Here is a 26362-nt window from a genome sequence, read left to right on the forward strand (position 1 = left end):
GCACGGCAGGCGAGCGAGATCTCGCTGGTGTCGCAAGTCGCCGATCAGTACCTGACGCTCCTGTCGACCGACGACCTGCTGAAGGTCACGGAAAACACGCTGAAGACCGCGCAGGCGTCGTACAACCTGACGAAGCTGCAGTTCGACAACGGCACGGGCTCCGAACTCGACCTGCGCCAGGCGCAGACGGTGGTCGAGACGGCGCTCGCGAACCAGCAGTCGCAGGCGCGTTCGCGTGCGCAGGCGCTGAACGCGCTGGTGCTGCTGGTCGGCGAACCGCTGCCGGACGATCTGCCGGCGGGCATGCCGCTCGACGCGCAGAACCTGCTGACGGACGTGCCGGCCGGGTTGCCGTCGGACCTGCTGACGCGTCGTCCGGACGTGATGCAGGCCGAGCAGACGCTGCTGGCCGCGAACGCGAACATCGGCGCGGCGCGCGCGGCGTTCTTCCCGAAGATCTCGCTGACGGCGGCGTTCGGCACGTCGAGCACGACGCTGGGCGGCCTGTTCAAGGCCGGCACGGCGGCGTGGTCGTTCGCGCCGAACATCGCGCTGCCGATCTTCGAGGGCGGCTCGAACATCGCGAACCTCGATCTTGCACACGTGCAGAAGCGCATCGAGATCGCGAACTACGAGAAGGCGATCCAGTCGGCGTTCCGCGAGGTGTCGGACGGCCTGGCCGCGCGCGGCACGTACGACCAGCAGATCGCGGCGCTGGCGCGCAACGAGCACGCGCAGCAGCGCCGCTTCGACCTGTCGGACCTGCGTTACCGGAATGGCGTGGACAGCTATCTGTCGGTGCTGACCGCGCAGACGGATCTGTACTCGGCGCAGCAATCGCTGATCAGTGCGCGTCTGGCCCGCTGGACCAATCTGGTCGACCTGTATCGCGCGCTGGGCGGCGGGTGGATCGAGCGCGCCGGCGAGGCGCCGCGCGCGCCGGATGCGCCGGTCGAATATGGTTCCACCGGTTCGACGCCACCGTCTCCCCGTTCGAATTGATCTCCATCGGGGCCGATAGTGGCTAGGCGTACAAAGGAAGTGGCAACGCTCACTCGCGAAGCGATTCTCGACGCGAGTGAGCGTTGTTTCATCGAGCGCGGATATCGTGCGGCCTCGCTCGAGGAGATTGCCGAAGCAGCGGGGGTGACGCGCGGGGCGGTCTACTGGCACTTCAAGGACAAGAGCGCGCTGCTGTTGGGCGTGTTCATGCGCGTTCGTGCGCGCGTGTGCGACGAGTTGTCGAGACTCGCGGGCTCCGGCGAATCCGTACGGCCCGCGCGACGCCTGGTGCGCTTCTGTCGCGCGATGCTGGCCGAACCCGAGGCCGGGCGCATCAGTGCGTCCGCGGGAGCATGGATGATGCACTACGAATTGTTCCTGGCCGAACCCGTGACGGAAGGCCCCGCAAGGGAATTGTTCTGGACAACCCATGAAGCCCTGAACGACGTGTTGTGCCGGGATTTCGGGTTGGGCGCGCATGGGCGGAACAAGTCGGCCGAGCCGACTTCGGAAGCCGAGGCGTTGCATTTGCAGGCGTTGCTGATCGGGCTGGCGCAGCTTCGTCCGTCCGAGCGCTTCCTGCATCGCAAGAAGCTGTCCGGCGATCAGGTCATCCGCCAGAGCGTCGGCAAGATACTGGACGAAGCCGACGAGGTTTCCGCCACGCGGAAACGATCGTAGCAGCGGGGCGTGACTTGCCGGCCGGCAGCGCTCGCTGCAAGGCCGGCGCGCAACGGACGCCCGTGGGGCGATGCGTTCGTCGAGCGGGCACGGGATGGTGCAATCGCGAAGTCTTTATCTACATGGAAGGCACGCCGTCAGCCAGACCTGGCGCGCTATCGGCAACGACATTGAAGAACCCGACGCGGGCCCGATCGAACCGGACGTCGCCCGGCGCCTGCCTGGTGACGCTGCGGACACTCGGGTTCACGCGACATCCCCACCGATTCGAATCGTGCAGCGCTCCGGATTTCAGTCACTGAGCCGGGAGACCGGGCATGAGGAGGCGATTCGACGGCCAGCCCACCCCCTGCGTATCAGCCGTGACGCATCCCGTTCTCGACGACGCGGCCGAGCATGCTCTTGAGCGACAGGATTTCGTCCGGATCGAGCATCGACAGCAGCTCGTCGGAAACCGTCGAGACGATCGCCGGAATTCGCTCGGCGAGCAACCGGGCCTCCTGCGTGATCTGTAGTCGGACGATTCGCCGGTCACCGTCGCAGCGCTTGCGCGTCAGCAGGCCTTGCTGCTCCATGCGGCCGATCATCCGTGCGGCGGCGCCAGCGTCCATATCGAGTTCCCGTGCGAGATCGGCCGTCATGCAGAGCGGGCGATTGGCAAGCATGAGCAGGATGCGGGCCTGTGCGACCGTGATGCCCAGTCGGGCTTTCATGCGCGGCGAGATCGTGTGATAAATGGCCGCCCGGGTGCGGTACAGAAGAAGCTCCAGCCCGTCGCCGGTCGGCAGGGCTGCGGGGCTGACGTCGCGAGTTGAAGACGGATGGACCATCGTGCAGTGCTCGATTCGTTGCATGGCCCGGTCGATACGGGGCTTCTGCCGCCACCGCCTGCGAAGACATCGACGGCGGCAGGTTGACTGAACAGCGTGTGCGGACGGCCGCCGTCGACCACGGCGGCAGATCCCGGCGCCACGTCGGGCGCCGTATCGGGATATCCGCGCCGGACCCGTATTGGCGATTACCCGTCGGGTCACGATACAACCGTGAATCATGGCAGCAATCGGCGGCGTGCTTCACGCCATAGCCGGCCGGCAGCGCCCCGGCTGTCGGGACGTGATGCGCATGCCGCGCGCCGGGGGCGCGGCAGCGTGCAGCGCGTTACGGGTTCAACGCGGCGAGACGCGGGAACAGCGGCAGTGCGTTGCCGCGGTTGATCGCGGCGTGCTGGTCGGCGCCCAGCACGGTGCTGCCGTCTTGCTCGGCCGTAAACATCGCGCTGATGGGCGCGGGTGCGTACGGGAAATCGCTTCCGAACAGGATGCGGTCGGGCTTCGCGAACGCCGTGAGGCTCGGCAGCGCCGACGGAGACGACAGCGCGGTGTCGAAGTAGAACGACCGGAGCAGATCGAGCACGCCGTCGGCAGCCGGCACGTCGTTGCGTGCGAGCGGCGCCACTTGGGCGACGCGGTAAGCCGCGTACGGCAGGAACCCGCCGGCATGCGACAGGATGATGCGTACGTTCGGGTATCGGGAAACGACGCCGTTGAGAACAAGCTGCACCGCGGTGCGGGTCGTATCGAACGGATAGTCGAGCATCGGGCCGGGCAAGCCTGCCATCTGCGCGAGCGGGGGCATCGACGGGTGGATGAAGGCCACTGCGTTGCGGCGATTCAGTTCCGCCCACAAGGGTTCGAACGCCGCGTCGCCGAGGTAGACGCCATCGTAGTTGCTGAGCAGTACGACGCCGTCGACGTTCAGCGTGTCGAACGCGTAGCCGATTTCAGCGAGCGCGCCGTCGACGTCAGGCAGCGGCAGTGTCGCAAAGTTGCCGAACCGGGTCGGATGCTTCGCGACGACTTCCGCGGTGTAGTCGTTCACCTTGCGTGCGATGTCGCGCTTTTCCCGACCGTGCCATCCCTTCACGCCCGGCGCCGTCAGCGACAGCACGCCGGTTGCGGTGCCCACCGAATCCATGAAGGCGAGCGCGCTGTCCACGCTCCACGCGGGGCAGCTCCAGCCGGACGGATCGCCGCCATGCGCGGGCAATGCGTCGGCCCAGAAAGGCGGGACGATGTGCTGGTGAACGTCAATACGGTTGCGATCGGACATGATTGGACTCCTGTAAGAATGGGCTGTGTCGCAGCATCCGTTCACGAGTATGAGTGCAGTTGATTTTCCGATCTAATCGTTTAAATTTCAGGATTGATCGTTTCGAGTGATAAATAGACACCATGGATCTTCGTCATTTGCGCTACTTTCTTGCGGTTGCCGAGGAAGGCCATTTCGGCCGCGCGGCGGAGCGGCTGCATATCGTGCAGCCCGCGCTGAGCGCGCAGATCCGCGCGCTCGAGGAGGAACTGGGCGGGGCGCTGTTCGAGCGCAGCACGCGCAAGGTCGCGCTGACGGACGCCGGGCGACTGCTGGTGACCGAGGCGCGGCGCACGATCGAACAGGCCGAGCGCACGAAGACGCTGGTGCAGCGCGCGGCCAGCGGCGAGGCAGGCGTGGTGCGGATCGGCTTCGTCGGCAATGCGGTCGCGTCGGCACGGCTGTCCGAGGATCTCGCCGCGTTTCATGCGGCGTGGCCCGACGTGGTGCTCGACCTGCGCGAAATGGCGCCGGTCGCGCAGCAGGACGCGATTCTCGCGGGCCAGCTCGATATCGGCTATTGCCCGGTGTTCTGCAAGGACTTCGATGCGAAGCTCGACGTGCGAACGGTCGGCAGCTGGGCATGGGAAGTGGCGATGAGCGACCGGCATCCGCTGGCGAAACAGCGTTCGGTGAGCGTCGCGGCGGTGGCGGACGAGCCGCTCATCGTCTATGCCGCCGACCACGACAGCGAAGGGCAGCTGGAGATCCTGCGGCAGGTGCTCGGCAAGGAGCCGCGCGTCATGTACAGGATGGGCAGCACGCTGTCCGCGCTGGCGCTTACGGCGGCCGGTCTCGGGGTGGTGCTCGCGCCCGAGCCGGTGAAAAGGATCGCGCTGGCCAACGTGGTGTTCCGGAAGCTGGCGGGGCGCGCGCCGAAATCGGAGCTGGTCGTGATCAGCCGCATCGGCGGCGAGTGGGGCGCCACCCGGCGGTATCTGGAGATGCTCGGCGAGCGTGCGGGATGAAGGCGGCGCGCGCCGCGTATCGCAGCGCGCGTCCCGCGTCGTCGCTCATTCGGACGGAGTGGGCGGAATCCGCTTGCTGACGCGGTAGGCGATCTGGGCGCGCGACACGCCGAGCAGCCTGGCCGCGTGACTGAGATTGCTCTGGCTTCGTTCGATGGCGGCGTTCACGAGCAGCGTTTCGACGTCCTCCATGCGCATTCTCCTGTTCAGCGCATGTTCGATGAACTGCTCGACGATGTCGTCGCCCGACGACGAGATCCCGCCGTCGCGCGAGAGTCGCGCGGCTTTTCCCGTGCGCGTCGACGCGGGAAGTTGCGGGAACAACGATTGCAGGTCGATCCGTTCGCCGTCGGACGTGAGAATGACGCCGCGTTCGATCACGTTGCGCAGTTCGCGCACGTTGCCGGGCCATTCGTATTCGGACAGCGCAAACCGCGCCTTGTCGGTGAGGCCGGCGATTCGCTTTCCCTCGCGGGCGGCAAGCTCGCCCAGGAAGTGTCTGGACAGGACGGGGATGTCCTCCTTGCGATCCCTCAGCGGCGGGATGACGACGGGATAGGCATTGATCCGATAAAAAAGGTCCTTGCGAAAGCGTCCTTCGTCGACCGCCTTCTCCAGGTCCACATTGGTTGCTGCGACCAGGCGCACGTCGATCCTGCGTGTCGTGGTGTCGCCCAGGCGCTCGATCTCGCCCTCCTGCAAGACCCGCAACAGGCGGGTCTGCGCGCCGAGGCTCAGTTCGCCGATTTCGTCGAGAAACAGCGTGCCGCCGTTCGCACGCTCGAACCGGCCTTCCCTGGACGTCATCGCACCCGTGTACGCGCCTTTCTCGACCCCGAACAGTTCGGATTCGAGCAGCTCGGCGGGAAGCGCGCCGCAGTTCACCGCGACGAACGGCTTCTCGGCGCGCGGGCTGGCGTTGTGCAGCGCGCGGGCGAACACTTCCTTCCCCACGCCCGTCTCGCCGAGGAGCAGCACCGTGATCAGGCTCGGGGCCGCGCGCTCGATCAGCGACCAGGCGTCGCGGAACCGCGGGCTGTCGCCGATCAGCGAGGCCGGCACGCCGCGCTCCTGGATGGTCGAGCGCAGGGTTTCGACTTCCTGTCGCAAGGACAGGATTTCCTCGGCAATCGAATCCGCCTGGTAGTACTTGAGTTCGTCTGCGGCGTCGGGCCACTTTTCCAGCGGCATGCCGATGAACCGGCAGCCGTTGGCGGTGCGCTCCACCTCCCGGTGGAGCACGAAGCGGCCCATGAGCCCGCTGACGAAGCCGGTCGCGTGCCCGACCTCGGACCAGCAGACCGGGCCGTCGCTCGGGCCGAGCAGCTTGTCGTTGAGGTAGAGCTCGATCGAGTCCTTCCACAGGCAATCGACGTAGTAGTGGCCGCTCGCGATGTCGATTTCCATCCGGGTCGATTCGACTTTCGCAATGCCCTCGAGCGCATGAAGGAGCGGCCCCTTGTACAGCAGTTCGAGGTCGGAAATGCCCGGGTAGCGCTGGCGCACGATCCCGGCATCCCGGATGCCCGACGCATATCCCATGCGTGTCAGCACGCCCCTGGCGCGCTCGATGCCCAGGGTTTCGATGAGCTCGCCGCGCAGGCAGCACAGCGCGGAGGAGTGCATCAGCACCATCCGTTCCTCGTCCAGCCAGATCTGGGCCCTGTCGAACAGGAACCGGATCCGGCTCGCAACCTCCTCGATGCCCGGCGACCCGGGCTCCCACGTGGCTGTCTCCGCTCTACGTGCCTTGCTCATGCAATGTGCCTCTTCGGTTGAGGGTCGGTCTTGTGGGGCCGACGTCCGTCGTGATTCTCGAACAGCGGAGCTTACAAGCGCCGGCCCGCTCTGCAAAGTCAGGCCTTTACCGATCCCCGGATGCGCGGCTCGGCGCAGCTTGATGAATTTCGCAAGCGGCCGGCAATTGTCGAATTTTCGCAAGCCGCCTTCGCGGCACGTAGGCCGAGCCGCCCGGATTTCCGCAATGAAATCAACCGCCTCGTCTGCTGGCACGGGGGTTGCTAAAGGTCGTGCACACAACGGAGGCGATCGTGATCGATATCGAAGTTCCTGTTCCGAATCCGGGCGTGGTGCCCGATGCGTGTTTCGTACGCGTACTCGGCATGCGCAACGGGCGTTTCGTCGAGTTCGAGTTCTCGATCGGCGATCCCGACCTCGCGGTCGAAATGATCATGCCGACCCCGCTTTTCGAGGCGTTTTGCCTGCGTCACGGAGCACAGCGGCTGACCCCCGAGCAGGAGGCGGGGCTGGAACGGGATCGATGCAAATGGCAGTACGGGCAACCCGGTGTGCAGGACTGAGCCCGCGCGATTTTTCTGGAGGAGACAACGTGCAGATCGACATCAAGACCTCATCGGTGCAGCCGATCAGGAATACGTACGCCTATACGGCTCGACGCTTCGGCGACAAGCCGGCTTCGCGATATCAGGAAGCGAGCTTCGATATTCAGGAGGAGGTCAACTTCCATTACCGGCCCCTCTGGGAGCCCGAGCGCGAGCTTTACGACAAGGCGCGCAGCTCGATCGAAATGGCCGACTGGTACGCGTTGAAGGACCCGCGCCAGTTTTACTACGGCACCTACACGATGGCGCGCGCGCGTCAGCAGGACGTGTTCGAAAGCAATTTCGCACTCGCCGAACGCAGCGGCTTCGTCGCGCGCGTGAGCGCCGCCTTCCTGGAATTCGTGCGTGACGTGCTCGTACCGCTCCGGCATTACGAATGGGCGGCGAACATGAACAACGACTACGTCACCGCCTATGGCTACGGCGCGGCGCTGACCAACGCGACGATGTTCGCGACGATGGACCGGCTCGGCACGGCCCAGTACCTGACGCGGATCGGCCTGATGTTCGATCCGCAGCAGGGACCGCTGCTGGACGCGGCCAAGGATGCGTGGCTGCAAGGCGCGCAGTGGCAGCCGCTGCGTGCGGCCGTCGAGCGGAGTTTCGTCTGCCGCGACTTCTTCGAGCTGTTCGTGGCGCAGGACCTCGTGTTCGACGGGTATGTCTATCCGTTCGTGCGGCGATGCGTCGAGAGCTGGGCGGACGAGCGCGGCGGCATGGAGCTCGCGATGCTGACCGCCTTCATGAACGACTGGTTCGACGAGACGAAAGGGTGGGTCGATTCGGTCATCCGGACCGTGGTCGGGGAATCCGAGGCCAACCGCGACCGGGTGGAGCGCTGGACGAGCGAGCGACGCGCCGTGATTCAACCGGCCGTCGCGTCCATCGCGCAGGGTCTCGGGGAGCGGGTGCCGGAAGGCCTGCTCGCGGAGCTGGATGCGTCGTTCGAGGCGCGGATTCAAAAGCTCGGTCTGGCCGGTCGCGGAGGTGCGGCATGAGCAAGATGGTGTTCCTCGCGCTCCAGAGCAATGACGACACGCGGCCTATCGTGCAGGCGATCGAGGAGGACAACCCCCACGCGAACGTGGTCTACATGCCCGCGATGGTCAAGATCGATGCCGCCCGGCGGCTCTGCGTGAAGCGTTCGACGGTGGAGGCGCACCTCGGGCGCAACTGGGATGTACAGGAACTGCACGTGAACCTGATCAGCATATCGGGGAACGTGGACGAAACGGACGAAGAGTTCGTGATCGGCTGGTTCAACTAGCCGGAACAAGAGCGGAGACAGACAATGAATGCCCAGAATCAACCGGCAGCGGCGAAGAAACTGACCCTCAAGCAGCGGTACGGCCTGATGACGCGCGGCCTCGGGTGGGAGACCACCTATGCATCGATGGACGAGGTTTTTCCCTACGACAAGTTCGAGGGGATCAAGATTCACGACTGGGACAAATGGGAGGATCCGTTTCGTCTCACGATGGATGCCTACTGGAAGTATCAGGCGGAGAAGGAGCGCAAGCTCTACGCGATCATCGACGCCTTCTCCCAGAACAACGGCCATCTGAACGTCAGCGACGCACGCTACATCAACGCCATCAAGATCTTCCTGACGGGCGTCACGCCGATCGAATACAACGCGCACCGCGGCTTCGCGATGGTGGGGCGCCAGTTGCGCGGCGTCGGCCCGCGGGTGGCCTGCCAGATGCAGGCGATCGACGAGCTGCGCCACTGCCAGACGCAGGTGCACACGCTCAGCCATTACAACAAGTACTTCAACGGCTTCCATTCGTGGCCGCAGAATTTCGACCGCGCGTGGTACCTGTCGGTACCGAAATCGTTCGTCAACGATGCGATGACCGCGGGCCCGTTCGAGTTCCTGACCGCGACGTCGTTCTCGTTCGAGTTCGTCCTGACGAACCTGCTGTTCATGCCGTTCATGTCGGGCGCGGCGTACAACGGCGACATGGCGACCGTGACGTTCGGCTTCTCGGCGCAGTCCGACGAGGCGCGCCACATGACGCTCGGGCTCGAAGTGATCAAGTTCATGCTCGAGCAGGACCCCGACAACGTTCCGATCGTGCAGCGATGGATCGACAAGTGGTTCTGGCGCGGCTACCGCCTGCTGTCCCTCGTTGCGATGATGATGGACTACATGCTGCCGAAACGCATCATGTCGTGGCGCGAAGCCTGGGAGATCTACTTCGAGCAGAGCGGCGGCGCGCTCTTCGAGGATCTGTCGCGGTACGGCATCCGGATGCCGAAATACTGGGAGCAGTCGGTCAAGGAGAAGCACCACATATCGCACCAGACGTGGTCGCTTTTCTATCAGTACTGCTGGGGCGCGGGCGTGCATGCGTGGATGCCGCAGGACGACGAAATGGCCTGGCTCTCCGGGCAGTATCCGCAATCGTTCGATGCGCTGTACCGTCCGCGCTTCGAGCAGTGGAAGGCAGGCGAACAGGCCGGCAAGCGCTGGTTCAACACGAGCCTGCCGTGCCTGTGCCAGACCTGTCAGTTGCCGATGGTCTTCACCGAGCCGGACGACCCGACGCGCCTTGCGCACCGCGAAAGCCGCTATCTCGGCGACGCGTACCACTTCTGCTCCGACGGCTGCAAGGACATCTTCGACCACGAGCCGGAAAAGTACGTCCAGGCCCGGCTGCCGGTGCACCAGATCCTTCAGGGCAACGCCGGCGGGCCCGGGCTGGAGGATGTCATCCGCAGCGCTCATATCGACCCCGTCGCGGATGCCGGTGCGTTCGAAACGTCTCAGGACGCGCAGAACTGGGCGCGCTGGAAGCAGCCTGACTCGCCCGTCGTGCGCGCGGCCTGACGCCGCTCCCCGTCGATCCCGAAAAATATCGTGCGGTCACCGGAAGGTGACCGCCATGGAGACACTCATGCCTGTCGTATCCCTTCAGCCCGGTTACCAGGGCAACGTGACTGACCGTGTCGAGCATTTCCACGGTCAACAACTGCTGTTCGTCCGATGGGACGGCCATCTGAACTTCTGTTCGCCGATCACGTTGCCGGTCCCGCCCGACCTCACGTTCGGGGCGTTCGTCGAGACGGTTCTCCCGGCCACGACCTTCGCGTCCGATCCGGAATGGCCGCACATCGACTGGGCGCGCACCGAGTGGAGCGTGTCGGATCGGCGCGTCGATTTCGATCCGGCGCTGTCGTTTGCCGCGCTGGGCCTCGAACACAAGGCTTTCCTGTCGTTCCGGACGTTCGTCCCGCCGGCAGACCGCAACACGCTTTCCTGAAGGTGATGTCCATGACTTACCAGCTAACCATTGAGCCGATCGGTCAGGTCATCGACGTGGCGCAGGGGCAGACGTTGCTGGACGCCGCCCTGCGTCATGGCATCTGGTTGCCGCACGCCTGCTGTCACGGGCTGTGCGCGACCTGCAAGGTGCAGGTCGTCGATGGCGAGTTCGAGCACGGCGACCCCTCTCCCTTTGCATTGATGGATTCCGAGCGCGAAGAGGGGAAGTGTCTCGCGTGTTGCGCGACGCCGGTCTCCGACATCGTGATCGAGGCGGAGATCGAATCCGACGGCGATGCGCGGCCGATTCCGCTGCGCGACTTCGATTCGGTCGTCGAATCCATCGAGGACCTGACGCCGACGATCCGGCAGGTCAGGCTGCGCGTGCTCGACAGGGCGCTCGATTTCCAGCCCGGTCAGTACCTGAACCTGCACGTTCCGGGGGCCGGGCAACCGCGCGCCTTCTCGATCGCGAGCACGCCGTCCGCGGAGCTGATCGAGCTGCATGTCCGGAAAGTCCCGGGCGGCGTGGCGACGACGTATCTCCACGAATCGCTGCAGGCCGGCGAGCGCTTGCGCTTCTCGGGGCCGCTCGGCCGGTTCTACGTGCGCAAGTCGGATGCGCGCCCCGTCATCTTCGTCGCCGGCGGCTCGGGCCTCTCCAGCCCGAAGTCGATGGTCATGGACATGCTGGAAAGCGGCGACACCCGCGCGATCCATCTGTTCCAGGGGGCCCGCAATCGCGCGGAGCTGTACTACGCCGGGTTGTTCGAGGCGCTCGAGAAGGATTACCCGAACTTCACGTACGTGCCCGTCCTCTCGGACGAACCGGCCGATTCCGCGTGGCAGGGGCGCCGGGGCTTCGTGCATGAGGCCGCCGAGGCGGTGTTCCAGGGCGACTTCCGCGAGCACAAGGCGTACCTGTGCGGACCGCCGCCGATGATCGAAGCGTCGATCCGGGCGCTCATGAAGGGGCGCCTGTTCGAACGCGACATCTACCTGGAACGGTTTTTCAGCGGCGCGGACGCCGAGCAGCGCGGGACGCGCAGTCCGCTGTTCCGGAATATCTGAAGGGGCGTCCATGCACGAGACGGAATTTGTCGTGACCGTCGAGGACGACGGCGAGCGTTTCAGTTGCGGACCGGATGTCTCGCTTTTGCATGGCATGGAGAAGGCGCGCCGCGAGAGCGTTCCGGTCGGCTGCCGGAACGGCGGCTGCGGAATCTGCCGGGTCCGGATCCTGGAGGGCGCGTACCGCGTCCGGAAGATGAGCCGCGCACAGGTCAGCGAGGCGGACGAAGCCGAGCGGATCGTGCTGGCGTGCCAGGTCCTGCCGCTTTCCGACATCCGCTTGAAGAAGCTGGGAAGAAAGATTTAACAAGCACATCGGTACCCATCAATACATTCAGGAGACTTGAAATGAGCATGCAAGGTGTGTTGCGCCCGGGGCATGTCGCCCTTCGCGTGATGGATCTGGACGAGGCCGTTCGCCACTATTGCGACGTGCTGGGCCTGCTGGAAACGGGCAGGGACGCGGCCGGCCGCGTCTATCTGAAGGCGTGGGACGAGCACGATCATCACAGCGTCGTCCTGCGCGAGTCCGATTCGCCGGGGCTCGACTACATGGGCTTCAAGGTCGCCAGCGACGCGGCGCTGGACGAGTTGTCGGGGCGGCTTCGGGAGGCCGGCGTCCCGATCGAGTGGGTGCCGGAGGGGGAGCATCTCGAGACCGGGCGCCGGCTGCGATTCGTCGCGCCCACCGGCCACCTGTTCGAACTGTTCGCCCGGAAGACCCTGACAGGCAACGGCATGCCGACCACCAATCCGGGCGTGATGGCGGCGGGCCTGAAGGGCATTCACCCGACCCGGTTCGACCATTGCGCGTTGTACGGCGACGACGTGGACGGCGTGGCGGCGCTGTTCGTCGACGTGCTCGGATTCCAGGTCACCGAGAAGTTCGTCGACGGTGAAACGCTGGTTGCCGTTTTCCTGACGTGCAGCACCAAGCCTCACGACGTCGCGTTCATGCGTGCGCCCGTCAAGGGGAAGCTTCACCACGTGTCGTTCAACGTGGATTCCTGGTCCGACGTGCTCAGGGCGGCCGACCTGGTCGCGGAATACGACGTGTCCCACGATGTCGGGCCGACGCGTCACGGCGCGACACGCGGCGAAACGCTCTATTTCTTCGATCCTTCGGGCAATCGCAACGAAGTCTTCAGCGGCGGATACATCTGGTATCCGGATCGTCCTTCGTTGACGTGGACGGCCGACGAGATTGCAAGGGGACTCTTCTATCACGAAAGAAAAGTAAAGGAATCCTTTATTTCGGTCATGACCTGATTCGACAGATTCTCATTCTTGATCCGCATAACGGGATGTCATCATGAAAAGTATCGAAATTGCACACAGCATTCGCACGGGCTCGTTCGACACGAACTATCACGACCTTGGCGAGGGTTTTCCGATCGTCCTGATCCATGGATCGGGGCCCGGCGTGACGGCGTGGGCGAACTGGCGTCTCCTGATGCCGAAGCTTGCGGAGCATGCGCGCGTCATCGCACCGGACATGTCGGGATTCGGCTTCACGGAGCGCATTCCGGGGCAGGTTCACAGCATCGACGCATGGGTGCGGCAACTTGCCGATTTGCTGGATGCGCTCGACGTCGAGCAGGTTGACCTGGTCGGGAACTCGTTCGGCGGGGGCATCTCGCTGGCGTTCGCGATCCGCTATCCGGCGCGTGTGAGGAAACTGGTGCTGATGGGAAGTGCAGGCGCGCCGTTCACGCTGACGCCGGGACTCGATGCGGTGTGGGGATACACGCCGTCGAGCGAGAACATGCGCGGGATCCTCGACATCTTTGCCTACGACCGTACGCTGGTGACCGACGAACTCGCCGAATTGCGTTATCGGGCAAGCATCCAGCCCGGCTTTCAGGAATCGTTCGCGTCGATGTTTCCGGCGCCGCGCCAGCGGTGGGTCGACAGCATGGCCAACACGGAGGAAAGCCTGCGGCAATTGAAGATGCCCGCACTGATCATTCATGGCCGCGAGGATCGCGTCGTGCCGCTGGAAGCTTCCCTGACATTGTTCAACTGGCTCGAGCATGCGCAACTCCACGTTTTCGGGGAGTGCGGACACTGGGCGCAGATCGAGCACGCGGAACGATTCGCGAAACTCGTGAAGGACTTCATATCGGAATGAAGGCCGCGGTACCGAACGAATAACTAAAAGCAGTCGCGCATAAATTCAAATATTGGAGACAAATCTTGACGACGAAAGAGGTGCGGCGGGTTGCCGTTGCGGCGGCAATCCTGTGTGCGGTATCGGCCCATGCAACCGAGAATGGAGGGCAGACAGTGGGTTTGGGTGCGGAAGGGTTCGAGGCCGGCGCGCTTCCGCCCCCGGGGTTTTACGGGCTGATTTACTACAACACCTACAACGCGAGCCGGTTTTCCGGAAACGATGGAAATTCGATGATTCCGGGCTTCGGCGTGCATGCCAATACGATCGCGCCGCGACTGGTCTACATGACGGACAGGACGATTGCAGGCGGCCTGCTCGGGTTCTACGCATTGTTCCCGTTGACGACCCTCAGCATCAGCGCCGGAGGCCGTCACGACAGCCGCACGGGGCTGGGCGACAGTGTCTTCGCGCCGTTGCTGTCATGGCATCGGGGAAACTTTCACTGGGCGGTCGCCGCTGAAGTGGTGACGCCGACGGGGGCCTATGACAAGACCCGTCTCGCGAATCTCGGCAACCACTATTACTCGTTCCGGCCGATGGGCGGATTTTCGTATCTGGATCCGAACGGATTCGATATTTCGACGAAATTCTCGTACACCATCAATACCCGGAACAACGATACCGACTATCGATCGGGAGACTATTTCGCCGCCGATTACAGCATCGGCTACAACGTGCTGCCGCAACTGGCGCTCGCCGTCGAGGGGTATTACATGCAGCAACTGGCGAACGACACGGTGGGCGGCGTCGCGGTCGCGCCGGACGGATTCAAGGGGCGGGTGCTCGGCGTCGGCCCGGGTATCCGCTACCAGGCGAAGCACTTCTCGATCGAAGGTCGATTCATCAAGGAAGCGATGGTTCGCAACCGTCCGGACGGCAGCAGCGTCTGGCTGAAGGCGGTCGTGCCATTCTAGGAAAAGACAGGTTTGCAAAGGAGTACACAATGAGTACTGACGAGGTCATTCGCGCCATTGCGAATGAACTGTGCATCGCGGAATCGCACCGCACGCCGACCGGGCCGATACGCGAGCAATTCCCGGGCGGCGACAGCGGCATGTCCGCCGTCGAGTTCGCCTACGCGATTCAACAGCTCAACGTTTCCCGCCGCATCGAGGCGGGCGAGCGGCTGGTCGGCCGCAAGATCGGCCTCACGTCGCTTGCGGTGCAGCAGCAGCTGGGCGTCGACCAGCCCGATTTCGGCGCGCTGTTCGCGAGCATGGCGCATGGCGACGATCAGCCGATTGCGCTGTCGGAGCTGATCCAGCCGAAGGTGGAAGCGGAAATCGCACTGGTGCTGGCGCACGACCTCACGCGCGAACGGCATACGTTCGACGATATCGTCGCGGCCAGTGCCTGCGCGGTGGCGGCCATCGAGGTCGTCGACAGCCGGATCCGGAACTGGGACATCCGCTTCATCGACACGGTGGCCGACAACGCGTCGAGCGCCCGCTTCGTGATCGGCAGCCGGCAGGTGCCGCTTTCGCAGATCGATCTGACGGCCTGCGCGATGACGCTGTCGCGCGACGGTGACGTCCTTTCGCGCGGAAGCGGCTCTGCCTGTCTCGGCAATCCGCTCAACGCGGCCGTGTGGCTCGCCGACCGCATGGTCGAGCTCGGCACGCCGCTGCGCGCCGGCGACGTGGTGCTGACGGGCGCGCTCGGCCCGATGGTCGCCGTGACGGAACCCGGCGCCTACCTCGCGCAGATCGACGGCCTCGGCAGCGTACGCGCGACTTTCTCCGCCTGATACAGGAATTCCCATGGCTTCCGAAAAACTCAAGGTCGCGATCATCGGCTCCGGCAATATCGGCACGGATCTGATGATCAAGATCATGCGCAACAGCAAGCATCTGGAGATGGCGGCGATGGTCGGCATCGATCCGGCCTCCGACGGTCTCGCGCGCGCCGCGCGGCTCGGCGTCGCGACCACCCACGAAGGCGTCGTCGGCCTCACGAACCTGCCCGGGTTCAGCGAGATCGACTTCGTGTTCGACGCCACCTCGGCCGGCGCGCACGTGAGGAACGACGCGCTGCTGCGAACGTTCAAGCCCTCGATGCGCGTCATCGACCTCACGCCAGCGGCCATCGGTCCGTACTGCGTGCCGGTCGTGAACGTCGACGCTCACCTCGCGGCGCTCAACGTCAACATGGTGACCTGCGGCGGGCAGGCGACCATTCCGATGGTCGCCGCGGTGTCGCGCGTGACCAAGGTGCACTACGCGGAAATCGTCGCGTCGATCAGCAGCAAGTCGGCGGGCCCGGGCACGCGGGCGAACATCGACGAATTCACGGAGACGACGTCCCGGGCGATCGAGGCGGTGGGCGGCGCCGAGAAGGGAAAGGCCATCATCGTGCTCAATCCGGCCGAGCCGCCGGTCATGATGCGCGACACGGTCTACACGCTGTCCGAGCCGGCCGACCGCGACAAGGTCGAGCAGTCCATCGAGGAGATGGTCGCGAAGGTGAACGCCTATGTGCCCGGCTACCGCCTGAAGCAGAAGGTGCAGTTCGACGAGATTCCCGCCGATGCGCCGCTGAACCTGCCGGGCCTCGGCAGGTTCAGCGGCCTGAAGACGTCGGTGTTCCTCGAAGTGGAGGGCGCCGCGCACTATCTGCCCGCCTATGCGGGCAACCTCGACATCATGACGTCCGCCGCGCTCGCCACCGCCGAGCGCATGGCGCAAGGAGTTTAAGGCCATGAACCAACCGAACGGGAAGCTCTATATCTCCGACGTGACGCTGCGCGACGGAAGCCACGCGATCGGCCATCAATACTCGATCCGGAACGTGCAGGACATCGCGCGGGCGCTGGACCGGGCCAGGGTCGACAGCATCGAGGTCGCGCACGGCGACGGCCTGCAAGGATCGAGCTTCAACTATGGATTCGGCGCGCACAGCGATCTCGAATGGATCGAGGCCGTGGCCGACGTGGTCACGCACGCGCGGATCGCGACGCTGCTGTTGCCCGGCATCGGCACGATCCACGACTTGAAGGCCGCGTACGGCGCCGGCGCGCGTATCGTACGGGTGGCCACGCACTGCACCGAGGCCGATATCTCGAAGCAGCACATCGAGTACGCGCGCGAACTCGGGATGGACACCGTGGGCTTCCTGATGATGAGCCACATGACGACGCCGGAGAATCTCGCCGTCGAAGCGAAGAAGATGGAAAGCTACGGCGCGACCTGCATCTACGTGGTGGATTCCGGCGGCGCCCTCACGATGAACGACGTGCGCGACCGCTTCCGCGCAGTGAAGGCCGCGCTCAAGCCGGAAACGCAGACGGGCATGCACGCGCACCACAATCTCTCGCTGGGCGTGGCGAACTCGATCGTCGCGGTAGAAGAGGGTTGCGACCGAATCGACGCGTCGCTCGCGGGCATGGGGGCGGGGGCGGGCAATGCCCCCCTTGAAGTATTCATCGCGGCAGCGGAACGCATGGGCTGGAACCACGGCACGGATCTGTACGCGCTGATGGACGCCGCCGACGACATCGTGCGCCCGCTGCAGGACCGCCCGGTGCGCGTGGATCGCGAGACGCTCGCGCTCGGTTATGCGGGCGTGTATTCGAGCTTCCTGCGTCACACGGAAGTGGCCGCGAAGAAGTACGGCCTGAAGCCGGTCGACATTCTCGTGGAACTCGGCAAGCGCCGGATGGTGGGCGGGCAGGAGGACATGATCGTGGACGTGGCGCTGGACCTCCTCGAACGCACCGCGTCCGCGTAACCGTCGGCCCGGTGCAAGGCCGGGCCGTCCTGCGTGCGCGTCACGCCGGACGGTGCGGCGGGTGGAAGGCGGGCGATCAAGGCGCCGGGGGCGACGCCCGCGATTCCATCTCCTGCGCGACCTCCACGACCTGCTGCCGCAGCCACCGGTGCGCGGGATCGTCGTGCGTGCGCTCATGCCAGATCATCGACACCGTGAAAGACGGCACCTCGAGAGGCAGCTTCACGAGCGCGACCGGCATCGACAACGCGACATGCCGCGCAAGACGTTGCGGCAGCACCAGTGTCATGTCGCTTTTCGCGACCACCATCGGCGCCGCCAGGAAATGCGGCAGGCGCATCGCGATCCGCCGCTGCAGCCCCTGCCGCGCGAGCGCGGCGTCGACCCGTTCGCCGCCGCGGCCGCCGATCGTCACCAGCACGTGCGACAGCGCCGCGAAACGCTTCGGCGTCAGCCGCGCCGACAGGGCCGGATGCCCGTTGCGCACGATGCAGGTCAGACTGTCGTCGTAGAGCTTGCGGCGATAGATGCCGGCCGGCAACGTATCGTCGTCGAACGCGCCGAGCGCGATCCCGGCCGTGCCGTCCGTCACGAGTGCGGCGTTGTTGCCGCGTGACGGCGGCACCTCGAGATTCATGCCGGGCGCACGCCGTGACAGCCGCGCATTCACGTCCGGAATCAGCGTCAGCGCCAGGTGGTCGAGGCTGGCGATCGAGAATTGCCCGCGCGCGCCTGCCGGATCGAAGATCGCCGGCGCGACGATGCTGGCCGCCTCCGCGAGCACGCGCGACACGCGCAGCGCGAGCGACGCCGCACGCGGCGTGAATTCGAGCCCCTTCGGCGTGCGGACGACGACGCGATCGTCGAGCAGCGTGCGCAGGCGGCCCAGCGCGCGGCTCGCGGCGGGCTGGGTCAGGCCGAGCCGCACGCCGGCGCGCGTGACGCTGCGCTCCGTGAGCAACGCATCGAGCAGCTTGAGCAGGTTCAGGTCGACGGTGCGCAAATCCACTTCGTGCATGCTGGACATGATCGGTATGCATTTGAGTTATGGATGGCCAGCGTACATCATCGAAGCCATCGCTCCAACGGTTGGAGCGGCTGTCGGGAGAGCACATGTACGTTGTCACGGGGGTAACAGGGCGCACGGGGGCCGTCGCGGCCCAGGCGCTGATCGATGCGGGCGTGCCGGTTCGGGTGGTCGTGCGCGATGCCGCGAAGGCGGCGGGCTGGGCCGCGCAGGGCGCGCAGGTGGCGGTCGCCGATCTGGCCGACGCCGCCGCATTGACGCATGCGTTCGCCGGCGCGCGCGGCGCGTATCTGGTCAAGCCGCCCAACTATGCGCTGGAGAACCTGTTCGAACACGCGGACGCGACGGCGCGCGCCGTCGCCGAAGCGGCCCGCGCGGCGGGCTTGCCGAAAATCGTGCTGCTGTCGTCGGTCGGTGCGGATCGGGCCGGCGGCACCGGCGTGATCGCGACCAACCGCACGGCCGAGCAGCGGCTGGCGGAGCTGGGCGTCCCGGTCGTGTTCCTGCGCGCCGCGTATTTCATGGAGAACTGGGCGCGCGTCGTCGGTCCGGCTCGCGCGCAGGGCGTGTTGCCGAGCCTGCTCGCGCCGGTCGAGCGCGCGATTCCGATGGTCGCGACCGAGGACATCGGCCGCACCGCGGCAAGCCTGTTGCTGGAAGACTGGGCGGGCATCCGCAAGATCGGCCTGGCGGGGCCGGCTGCGTATTCGCCCGCGGACATCGCGGCAATCCTGGCACGCGTGCTGAGTCGGCCGGTGCGGGCGCTGGCGCTCGAACCTGCCGCGTGGGCCGGCGTACTCGCGATGAATCCGTTCTCTAGCACGGCAATCGACGGATTCATCGAGCTGAATCACGGGCTGAACAGCGGCCATATCGCGTTCGGGAGCGATGACGCAATCGAGCTTCGTCAGGGGCGTGTGCCGTTCGAACGTGTCGCGGAGGCGATCGCGAGCGTGTGACGACGGACATTCGTGTGCGGCGCATCGTCGTCGCGACGATGCACACGGACATGGCGGGTGGTCGGCGCACGCGAGAACGGCCCGGCGGCGCCGGGCGCCGTCGGGCACGCCGAACGGCCGCAACGGCTCGAACGGTGTCGCGCGCGATCCGGCTTCATCGCGGCGCCGGCGATTTCCCTGCCGCCCGTGACCTGGCCGGTCAGCGCACCGGCGCCGCAGCAGCCAGCAGGCTGCGCAGGAACACCATGATCATGCGCCCGATCGGCACCTCGGACAGGATCGACTGCTGCAGCGACAGCCCCTGCGAAAGGCCCATGAACGAGACGGCCAGTACGGTCGGCGATTCGGGCGGCACCTTCTTCATCCTCGCGAAAATCTGTTCGATGCAACAGGCGAGGCCATCGCGATGCGAATCGAGCAACGCCTGCGATGCCGTCGCGAACGCGGGGTTGCGTCGCCCCTGAAGCTTGAACTCGACGCCCAGCACCGACCACTCGGGTTCGGCGTCGACGGTTCGCGACCAGACTTCCAGCGCGTTCAGGATGTCGTCGCCGGACGCGGACGGGTCGCCCAGTGCCCGGGCGATATCTTCCACCTGCGTCCTTGAACGCTCCCGCATCAGTTCGACGAACAACGCCTCCTTGCTCGCGAAATTCGAATAGAACGCGCCCTGCGTATAGCCGGCCTCGGCCGCGATATCCCTGAGCGACGTGGCGCCGAACCCGCGGTCGACGAACAGCCGCTTCGCCGCGGCCAGCAAATGGGCGCGGGTCTGCAGTCGACTTTCTTCGCGGCTCGGCCGCGCGGGAAGGGGTGCCGTGGTCATGGCCGGAAGGATATCAGTTGATATTTGAGATAGATACCATTACGATTGCATTTCAAATATCACTTGATATGTGAAATGCGGCGCGCGATTGTGCATCCGACTGTTCACGTGCGGGGCTGGCCTCGTGCGGACGATCGTTCGGCGTGACGTTGCCGCCGCGGCGTCGGTTCACGGAGCGCGTCGCCTGGCGGGCAGGGGAATGCCTGCCCTCGCGGCGCATCGTGAGACGGTCTGTTAGTCATGCGAATCATGTCGGTTCTCATGCGGAAGCGGGGCAGGAAGCAGAAGATGAGCGTGAGCAAGACCTATGCGCAGCTCGTTGTCGAGCTGGCCGAACTGGACGAGCAAATCGAGCGCGCCCGTGCGCGCGAACGCGTCGATGCGATCGAGAAGGTTCACTCGTTGATGGACACGTATGCGATCAAGCATCGTGACCTGATCGGCCGCAACGGCCGCCGGGGCTCGTACGTCGTGAAAGCGCTGCCGGTGCGGTATCGCGATCCTGATAGCGGGAAGGAGTGGAGCGGGCGCGGCAACGCGCCGCTCTGGATTCGCGGCAAGGACCGCCGGCAGTTCGTCGTTCGCAAGCCGCCGCCCGTCGGCAGGAAAGCCAAGGCGGAATGACGCGCTACGGCGACACGGCTTTCGGCTGCGCATGGCCCGGCGGCGTCAGCACGACGAGCAGCATCGCGCCGTCCGGCGACGGCGCCACGTAGGCATGCGGTCGATGCGACGAAAACAGCGCGCTTTCGCCGGCCCGCAGCCGCGTCGGCTCGCCGTGCTCGAAGTGCAGCTCGAGTTCGCCCGACAGCACATAGCAGAACTCGTCGCCCTCGTGGCCGGCGAGCCCGCCGGCTTCTTCCACGGTGCGCGCGTCGACCTGCATGCGCAGCGTGATCATCCCGGCCGAACTGTCGCGATGCAGCAGCGCATACTCGTACGGAATGCCGGCGATCCGCGTCGTGACGATGTCTTCCGCGCGGTTGACGCTCAGCGAAGCGCGATGGCGCGGCTGGCTGGTCAGCACGTCGCGCCAGTCGAAACCCATGCCTTCGATGATCCGGTGCAGCACACCGAAGGTCGGCGACATCTTGTTCGTCTCGATGCGCGAAAACGTCGCCGCGGGCACGCCGGTCAGCCGGCTTGCCTCGTTCAGCGTGAGATCGCGCGACTGGCGCAGCGCGCGCAGCCGTTGGCCGATCTGGTCGGCGGGAACCTGCAGCGGCTCGCGGCGTCGCGGTTTGAGCGGCAGCGCCGACAGCAGCGACGCAACGCGGGTTTTCTTGCTCATGAACGTCCACCGGGGAGAAGGTTTTTACCGATACGTAACGGAAATATACCGCACCGGCACGAACCCGGGCGACGAGACGCATGACGCTTGTCGTGGCCCGTCATCGCGGCGTACACTTCCCGGGCGTTGGCGCGACAAGGACGGGGCACCCTCGATGCCTCGTTTTTTCGGCTCTTGAATTTACGTATATGTAAATTCAAGAGCAGGGGGCGCGACGCATCTAGCCCCGGCCGTCGGGACGCGATGCCGCACACATGATGACGGGAAACCCATGTTGCGACGCGGTCGCACGGCCGGAAATTTACGTATCGGTAATATCGGAGGGCATGACATGAATCGGCAGGACGACGGGATGACGGGCGCCTATCGCGCGGAAGGCTGGGTGCAGTGGCCCGGCGAGCCGGAGTTGAGTTTCCAGTTCGCGCGCACGCTGGGCGGGGCGCAAGAGGGCGCGAGCCTGATCGGCGAATGCTTTCGCGCGGCGTCGCGGATGACGCCGGGCGACACCGAGAGCTGGTATCGCGAATGGCAGGTGCTCGCGCAGGCCAGCGAGCGGCGCGCGCTCGACGCGTTCGAGCGCGGCTTCCTGCGCACCGCGAGCAGTAACTGGCTGCGCGCGGCCAACTACTACCGGTCGTCGGAGTTCTATCTGGCGCACGACGACGCGCGGCGGCGGGATACGTTCGACAGCGTCGAACGCTGCTCGCATCGCTATCTCGACGGGCTGACGCCCGCCGGCGAGGTCGTGCGGATCCCGTACGGGGACGGCGCGCATCTCGATGCGTATTTCATCCCGTGCGCGGGCGCCGGCGTGCGTTCGCCGGCCGTGATCGCATTCGGCGGGCTCGACGAGTACAAGGACGAGCTGCTCCACGAAATGCCGAAACACGCGCTCACGCGCGGCATGTCGCTACTGCTGGTCGATCTGCCCGGGCAGGGCGGCACGCTGCGCCGGCAGGGCATCGTCAATCGTCCCGATACCGAGGTGCCGGTCGGCGCGTGTGTCGACTACCTGCTCACGCGCGGCGACGTCGATGCCGGCCGGATCGCGCTGTACGGCGCGAGTGTCGGCGGCGTCTATGCAGCGCGCGCCGCGGCGTTCGAACGGCGCATCGTCGCGGTGGTGTCCGATTCGGTGATGTTCGACATGGCGTCGCTGTTCGCGGGCTGGCTCGATACGCCGGAGCGGCTCATCTGGCGACACCTGAAATGGGTGTTCGGCTGCACGACGCCGCAGGGCGTGGTGGACAAGGCGCGGGATTTTCGCCTGGCGGGCGTGATCGACCGGATCGCGGTGCCGTATCTGGTGCTGCAGGGCACCGAGGACTGGCTCGGGCTGAAGACGGCAACCGATACCTGGGAATACGCGAAGGCGCATGGCGTCGACGCGACGCTCCGGCTGTTCGATCCGGATGAAACCGGCGCCGCGCACTGCCAGGTCGACAATCCGACGCTCGGGCAGGAGTTCATCTGCGACTGGCTGGCGGCGCGCCTCGGCATCGACCAGCGCGACGTCCGGCGACGTACGCCGGCGCTCGCCTGAGCGATGCGCCGCGTGACGCGCGACGCGCGCCGGGGCCGGGAGACGTCGCGCCGCGTTCGGCGAGGTCTCCCGGTGCGGGCCGCTGCGCGCGTCTAGCCGCGCCCCACGAACGGCATCGCGGTCGCCATGATCGTCATGTTCAGGATGTTCGTGTCCAGCGGCAGATTCGCCATCTGGACGATCGCGTTCGCGACATGCGCGACGTCCATGCGCGCCTCGGGCGCGAGGCTGCCGTCGGCCTGCGGGACGCCTTGCGTCATCCGTTCCGTCAGCGGCGTCGCGGCATTGCCGATGTCGATCTGGCCGCATGCGATGTTGTACGGGCGGCCGTCCAGCGCCAGCGACCGCGTGATGCCCGTCACCGCGTGCTTGGTGGCGGTGTACGCGATCGTCTCGGGGCGCGGCGCGTGCGCCGAGATCGAGCCGTTGTTGATGATCCTGCCGCCCTGCGGCGTCTGCGCTTTCATCAGGCGCCACGCGGCCCGCGCGCACAGGAACACGCCGGTCAGGTTCGTCGCGACGACGCTGTTCCACACGTCGAGATCGTATTCGTCGAGGGAAAGGGGCGGGGCGTTGCGGCCCGCGTTGTTGAACAGCACGTCCAGCCGTCCGAACTGCTGCGCGATCTGCGCGAACGCGCGGTCGACCGACGCCTCGTCGGTGACGTCGGCGGGGAACATCCGCGCTTCACCGCCGGCGGCGCGGATCGCTTCCTCCGTTGCGCGCAGCGAATCCTCGTTGCGTCCGAGCAGCGCGACGGTGAAGCCCGCGCCGGCGAGCGCGACGGACGCCGCGCGACCGATGCCGGAACCGGCGCCCGTGACGGCGGCGAATTTCTTCGTGACAGACATGGCTTGATTTCCTGCTGGGTGAATGAGGGGCGTGGCGGCCGACGAGCGGGGCCGCCGCCACTTCGCCAATGTAGCCGAAATCCCCGGCGCGCACGGTCGGGCGCCGGGTCGCGCGCATTCGGTTGCGCGAACGCCCGGGCTATTTCTTCCGGCCGGGTGCGGCCTTGCGCGGCCGCGCGGGCGAATCCGCGAACAGGTCGACCACCACGTCGCGCAGCCAGCGGTTTCCTTCGTCCTGGTTGACCCGTGCATGCCAGAGCATATGGATCGGCGCGCCCGGCAGCGTGACGGGCAATGCGCGCCAGCTCAGCGAGAACGGCGCGGCGAGCTGCTGCGCGAGATGCTCCGGCACCGTCGCGATCAGGTCGGTGCGCTGCAGGATGTAGCCCACGCTCATGAAGTGCGGCACCGTCAGCCGCACCTGGCGCTGCACGCGGCGGCGCCTCAGCCATTCGTCCACCTGCCCGTGACCGGTGCCGGCCGACACCACGACGAGGTGTTCGGCCGCGCGCCACGCGTCGACCGTCAGCGGCGCCGCCTCGAGCGGATGCCCGCGCCGGAACAGGCACACGTAGCGCTGATCGAACAGCCGGCGCTGATAGAAGCCGCCCTTGAGCTGCGGCAGCAGGCCGATCGCGAGATCGACGCGGCCGTCGGCCATTTCGTCGCCGAGGTTGACGCTCGTGTTGCGCACGGTATTGAGCGCGATGCCCGGCGCCGCGCGCGACAGGTGTTCGAGCAGCGCGGGCAGGAACACCACTTCGCCGATATCGGTCATGCCGATCGTCAGCGTGCGCGACGCGCGCAGCGGATCGAAGCCGGTCTCGGGATTGAGCGCGGCATGCAGCGTCGCGAGCGCGTGCGACACGGGTTCGGCCAGGCGCAGCGCGAACGGGGTCGGCACCACGCCGCCGGGCCCGCGCACGAACAGCGGATCGCCGAGCCGGCGGCGCAGCTTCGCAAGCGCGTTGCTCACGCCCGGCTGGCTCATGTTCATCTGCTCGGCGACGCTCGACACGCGCCGCTCCTGCATCAGCCGCTGGAAAAGCAGCAGCAGGTTGAGATCGATATCGCCCAGTTCCATGGAGTCCGCCTTGCGTGAATCATTGCGTTTGGTGATGAAGTAGATTCAGGTCATTTTATTGCGGGATGAAAGTCCGCTTCCGACAATACCGGTACGGCGCATGCATTCGACACGACGCCGCGCTGGACCCTCACCCCACATCGGAAGACCGGAGACACTTTCATCATGCAGACGAACCTGAAGATTGCGATCGTCGGCGCCGGCATCGGCGGCCTGACGCTCGCGCTGGCGCTGCGCGAGCACGGCATCGACGCGCAGCTGTACGAGCAGACCGACGCGCTGCGCGAAGTCGGCGCGGCGGTCGCGCTGTCGGCCAATGCGACGCGCTTCTACGAACGCATGGGGCTGCGCGCGGCCTTCGATGCGGTGTGCGCCGACATCCCGGGCCTCGTCTATCGCGACGGGCGCAGCGGTGCGGTGATCGGCCGTCATCGCGGCGATCCCGACTATCGCCGGCAATTCGGCGGCGCGTACTGGGGCGTGCATCGGGCGGATCTGCAGGCCGTCCTGTCGAAGGCGGTCGGGCTCGAGTGCATTCATCTGGGCCATCGGCTGACCGATCTCGCGCAGCATGCCGATCGGGTCACGCTGTCGTTCGACAACGGCGTGCGCGTCGACGCCGATCTCGCGATCGGCGCGGACGGCGCGCGCTCGATCACGCGGCGCTGGATGCTCGGCTATGACGATGCGCTGTATTCGGGCTGCTCGGGTTTTCGCGGCGTGGTGCCCGCCGCGCGCCTCGACCGGCTGCCCGATCCCGAAACGCTGCAGTACTGGGTCGGGCCGCACGGGCATTTGCTGCACTATCCGATCGGCGCGAACGGCGACCAGAATTTCCTCCTGGTCGAGCGTCATCCGTCGCCGTGGCCGTCGCGCGACTGGGTCATGCCGGCGGAAGAGGGCGAGCAACTGCGCGTGTTCCGGGACTGGCATCCGGCGGTGGTGCAGATGATCACGGCCGTGCCGGTCAGCCAGCGCTGGGGGCTGTTCCATCGCCCGCCGCTCGGCCGCTGGAGCCGCGGGCGCGTGACGCTGATCGGCGACGCCGCGCATGCGCTGGTGCCGCACCACGGGCAGGGCGCGAACCAATCGATCGAGGATGCGGTGGTGCTGGCGGCGCAGCTGGCGCAGGCCGGCCCGGGGCGCTGGCGCGAAGCGCAGGAAGCGTACGAGCGCCTGCGCCGAGGCCGGACGCGCAAGGTGCAGTACGCGTCGATCTCGGTGGCCGACGTGCTGCACCTGCCCGACGGGCCGGCCGCGCAGGCGCGCAATGCGCGTCTTGCCGCACGCGACAGCGTGCTGCATCACCTGGACTGGATCCACGGTTTCGATGCGCTGGCCGGGGCGCCGAACGAACGGCAGGGCGGCACGTGGCTTTGAG

28 protein-coding genes are annotated in these 26362 nt (G+C 66.1%); 20 read left to right on the forward strand and 8 right to left on the reverse strand.

The features are described from left to right. A partial coding sequence (locus GQ57_RS22810) for an efflux transporter outer membrane subunit (RefSeq protein WP_034199085.1) occupies positions 1–1002 on the forward strand: 1002 nt, incomplete at its 5' end. A gap of 39 nt (positions 1003–1041) precedes the next feature. Then, positions 1042–1683, forward strand: a complete 642-nt coding sequence (locus GQ57_RS44280) for a TetR/AcrR family transcriptional regulator (RefSeq protein WP_052001434.1) — start codon at positions 1042–1044, stop codon at positions 1681–1683. Between the two features lie 356 nt (positions 1684–2039). Here the strand turns inward: GQ57_RS44280 and GQ57_RS22820 are convergent, their stop codons facing one another. Together GQ57_RS22820 and GQ57_RS22825 are read right to left on the reverse strand one after the other, a co-directional pair. Beyond that, positions 2040–2537: a MarR family winged helix-turn-helix transcriptional regulator gene (locus GQ57_RS22820; protein WP_052001435.1), complete on the reverse strand. Its 498-nt coding sequence runs from the start codon at positions 2535–2537 to the stop codon at positions 2040–2042. A gap of 304 nt (positions 2538–2841) precedes the next feature. Next, positions 2842–3792, reverse strand: coding sequence for an amidohydrolase family protein (locus GQ57_RS22825; RefSeq protein ID WP_034199086.1), 951 nt, complete (start codon positions 3790–3792; stop codon positions 2842–2844). A 122-nt stretch (positions 3793–3914) separates the two neighbouring features. Here GQ57_RS22825 and GQ57_RS22830 point away from each other — a divergent pair, with 122 nt between their 5' ends. Next, positions 3915–4799 carry a LysR substrate-binding domain-containing protein gene (locus tag GQ57_RS22830; protein ID WP_031400440.1) on the forward strand — a complete coding sequence of 295 codons (885 nt, stop codon included), beginning with the start codon at positions 3915–3917 and terminating at the stop codon, positions 4797–4799. A 45-nt stretch (positions 4800–4844) separates the two neighbouring features. Here the strand turns inward: GQ57_RS22830 and GQ57_RS22835 are convergent, their stop codons facing one another. Further along, positions 4845–6812, reverse strand: a complete 1968-nt coding sequence (locus tag GQ57_RS22835) for a sigma 54-interacting transcriptional regulator (RefSeq protein ID WP_326929186.1) — start codon at positions 6810–6812, stop codon at positions 4845–4847. Positions 6813–6850: 38 nt separating this feature from the next. On the opposite strand from GQ57_RS22835, the gene GQ57_RS22840 reads away from it, so the two are divergent. The 13 genes from GQ57_RS22840 to dmpG all read left to right on the forward strand — a co-directional run bounded on the left by GQ57_RS22840 (position 6851) and on the right by dmpG (position 17400). Further along, the gene (locus GQ57_RS22840; protein ID WP_235215111.1) at positions 6851–7120 is read left to right on the forward strand and encodes a phenol hydroxylase subunit; all 270 of its coding nucleotides are present in this window, start codon (positions 6851–6853) and stop codon (positions 7118–7120) included. Between the two features lie 29 nt (positions 7121–7149). Beyond that, positions 7150–8160 (forward strand): aromatic/alkene monooxygenase hydroxylase subunit beta, encoded by a 1011-nt coding sequence (locus GQ57_RS22845; RefSeq protein WP_034199087.1) that lies wholly within the window; start codon positions 7150–7152, stop codon positions 8158–8160. Beyond that, on the forward strand, positions 8157–8429 hold the full coding sequence (locus GQ57_RS22850) for an MmoB/DmpM family protein (RefSeq protein ID WP_031400444.1): 273 nt from the start codon (positions 8157–8159) through the stop codon (positions 8427–8429). Before GQ57_RS22845 ends, GQ57_RS22850 begins: the two co-directional genes overlap by 4 nt. Positions 8430–8453: 24 nt before the next feature. Further along, entirely contained in the window at positions 8454–9995 is a 1542-nt protein-coding gene (locus tag GQ57_RS22855) for an aromatic/alkene/methane monooxygenase hydroxylase/oxygenase subunit alpha (protein ID WP_034199088.1), read from the forward strand. Between the two features lie 67 nt (positions 9996–10062). Continuing rightward, the gene (locus GQ57_RS22860; protein ID WP_034199128.1) at positions 10063–10428 is read left to right on the forward strand and encodes a phenol hydroxylase subunit P4; all 366 of its coding nucleotides are present in this window, start codon (positions 10063–10065) and stop codon (positions 10426–10428) included. 11 nt (positions 10429–10439) lie between these two features. After that, positions 10440–11501: an NADH:ubiquinone reductase (Na(+)-transporting) subunit F gene (locus GQ57_RS22865; protein WP_034199129.1), complete on the forward strand. Its 1062-nt coding sequence runs from the start codon at positions 10440–10442 to the stop codon at positions 11499–11501. Between the two features lie 31 nt (positions 11502–11532). Next, positions 11533–11808: a 2Fe-2S iron-sulfur cluster-binding protein gene (locus tag GQ57_RS22870; protein WP_235215112.1), complete on the forward strand. Its 276-nt coding sequence runs from the start codon at positions 11533–11535 to the stop codon at positions 11806–11808. Between the two features lie 41 nt (positions 11809–11849). Continuing rightward, positions 11850–12770 carry a catechol 2,3-dioxygenase gene (locus GQ57_RS22875; protein WP_031400449.1) on the forward strand — a complete coding sequence of 307 codons (921 nt, stop codon included), beginning with the start codon at positions 11850–11852 and terminating at the stop codon, positions 12768–12770. Positions 12771–12813: 43 nt separating this feature from the next. Next, positions 12814–13632, forward strand: coding sequence for an alpha/beta fold hydrolase (locus GQ57_RS22880; protein WP_031400450.1), 819 nt, complete (start codon positions 12814–12816; stop codon positions 13630–13632). Between the two features lie 65 nt (positions 13633–13697). Further along, positions 13698–14588, forward strand: a complete 891-nt coding sequence (locus GQ57_RS22885) for a SphA family protein (protein ID WP_200877993.1) — start codon at positions 13698–13700, stop codon at positions 14586–14588. Between the two features lie 29 nt (positions 14589–14617). Next, positions 14618–15421: a 2-keto-4-pentenoate hydratase gene (locus GQ57_RS22890; protein WP_034199090.1), complete on the forward strand. Its 804-nt coding sequence runs from the start codon at positions 14618–14620 to the stop codon at positions 15419–15421. A gap of 13 nt (positions 15422–15434) precedes the next feature. Further along, positions 15435–16367 carry an acetaldehyde dehydrogenase (acetylating) gene (locus GQ57_RS22895; protein ID WP_034199091.1) on the forward strand — a complete coding sequence of 311 codons (933 nt, stop codon included), beginning with the start codon at positions 15435–15437 and terminating at the stop codon, positions 16365–16367. Positions 16368–16371: 4 nt separating this feature from the next. Next, positions 16372–17400: a 4-hydroxy-2-oxovalerate aldolase gene (gene dmpG, locus GQ57_RS22900; protein ID WP_034199092.1), complete on the forward strand. Its 1029-nt coding sequence runs from the start codon at positions 16372–16374 to the stop codon at positions 17398–17400. Between the two features lie 76 nt (positions 17401–17476). Here the strand turns inward: dmpG and GQ57_RS22905 are convergent, their stop codons facing one another. Continuing rightward, on the reverse strand, positions 17477–18427 hold the full coding sequence (locus GQ57_RS22905; RefSeq protein WP_235215113.1) for a LysR family transcriptional regulator: 951 nt from the start codon (positions 18425–18427) through the stop codon (positions 17477–17479). 86 nt (positions 18428–18513) lie between these two features. On the opposite strand from GQ57_RS22905, the gene GQ57_RS22910 reads away from it, so the two are divergent. Further along, positions 18514–19386, forward strand: coding sequence for an NmrA family NAD(P)-binding protein (locus tag GQ57_RS22910; RefSeq protein ID WP_034199094.1), 873 nt, complete (start codon positions 18514–18516; stop codon positions 19384–19386). 199 nt (positions 19387–19585) lie between these two features. Here GQ57_RS22910 and GQ57_RS22915 read toward each other — a convergent pair whose 3' ends face one another. Further along, positions 19586–20212, reverse strand: a complete 627-nt coding sequence (locus GQ57_RS22915; protein ID WP_031400458.1) for a TetR/AcrR family transcriptional regulator — start codon at positions 20210–20212, stop codon at positions 19586–19588. A 288-nt stretch (positions 20213–20500) separates the two neighbouring features. On the opposite strand from GQ57_RS22915, the gene GQ57_RS22920 reads away from it, so the two are divergent. After that, positions 20501–20836 (forward strand): H-NS histone family protein, encoded by a 336-nt coding sequence (locus GQ57_RS22920; RefSeq protein WP_034199130.1) that lies wholly within the window; start codon positions 20501–20503, stop codon positions 20834–20836. 4 nt (positions 20837–20840) lie between these two features. On the opposite strand, the gene GQ57_RS22925 is transcribed toward GQ57_RS22920, so the two are convergent. After that, a complete protein-coding gene (locus GQ57_RS22925) occupies positions 20841–21503 on the reverse strand; it encodes a helix-turn-helix domain-containing protein (protein ID WP_034199095.1) in 663 nt (220 codons plus the stop codon). Between the two features lie 331 nt (positions 21504–21834). Between GQ57_RS22925 and GQ57_RS22930 the strand changes: the two genes are divergently transcribed. Next, the gene (locus GQ57_RS22930; RefSeq protein ID WP_052001437.1) at positions 21835–23046 is read left to right on the forward strand and encodes an alpha/beta hydrolase family protein; all 1212 of its coding nucleotides are present in this window, start codon (positions 21835–21837) and stop codon (positions 23044–23046) included. 92 nt (positions 23047–23138) lie between these two features. Here the strand turns inward: GQ57_RS22930 and GQ57_RS22935 are convergent, their stop codons facing one another. Both GQ57_RS22935 and GQ57_RS22940 read right to left on the reverse strand, forming a co-directional pair. Next, positions 23139–23897: an SDR family oxidoreductase gene (locus GQ57_RS22935; RefSeq protein ID WP_034199096.1), complete on the reverse strand. Its 759-nt coding sequence runs from the start codon at positions 23895–23897 to the stop codon at positions 23139–23141. 139 nt (positions 23898–24036) lie between these two features. Beyond that, a complete protein-coding gene (locus tag GQ57_RS22940; protein WP_034199097.1) occupies positions 24037–24981 on the reverse strand; it encodes a LysR family transcriptional regulator in 945 nt (314 codons plus the stop codon). 165 nt (positions 24982–25146) lie between these two features. On the opposite strand from GQ57_RS22940, the gene GQ57_RS22945 reads away from it, so the two are divergent. After that, positions 25147–26361: an FAD-dependent monooxygenase gene (locus GQ57_RS22945; protein ID WP_034199098.1), complete on the forward strand. Its 1215-nt coding sequence runs from the start codon at positions 25147–25149 to the stop codon at positions 26359–26361. Position 26362 lies beyond the last annotated feature (1 nt).

Origin of the sequence: Burkholderia sp. MSh2, from assembly GCF_000731655.1 — a bacterium.
GTDB classification, from domain to species: domain Bacteria; phylum Pseudomonadota; class Gammaproteobacteria; order Burkholderiales; family Burkholderiaceae; genus Burkholderia; species Burkholderia paludis.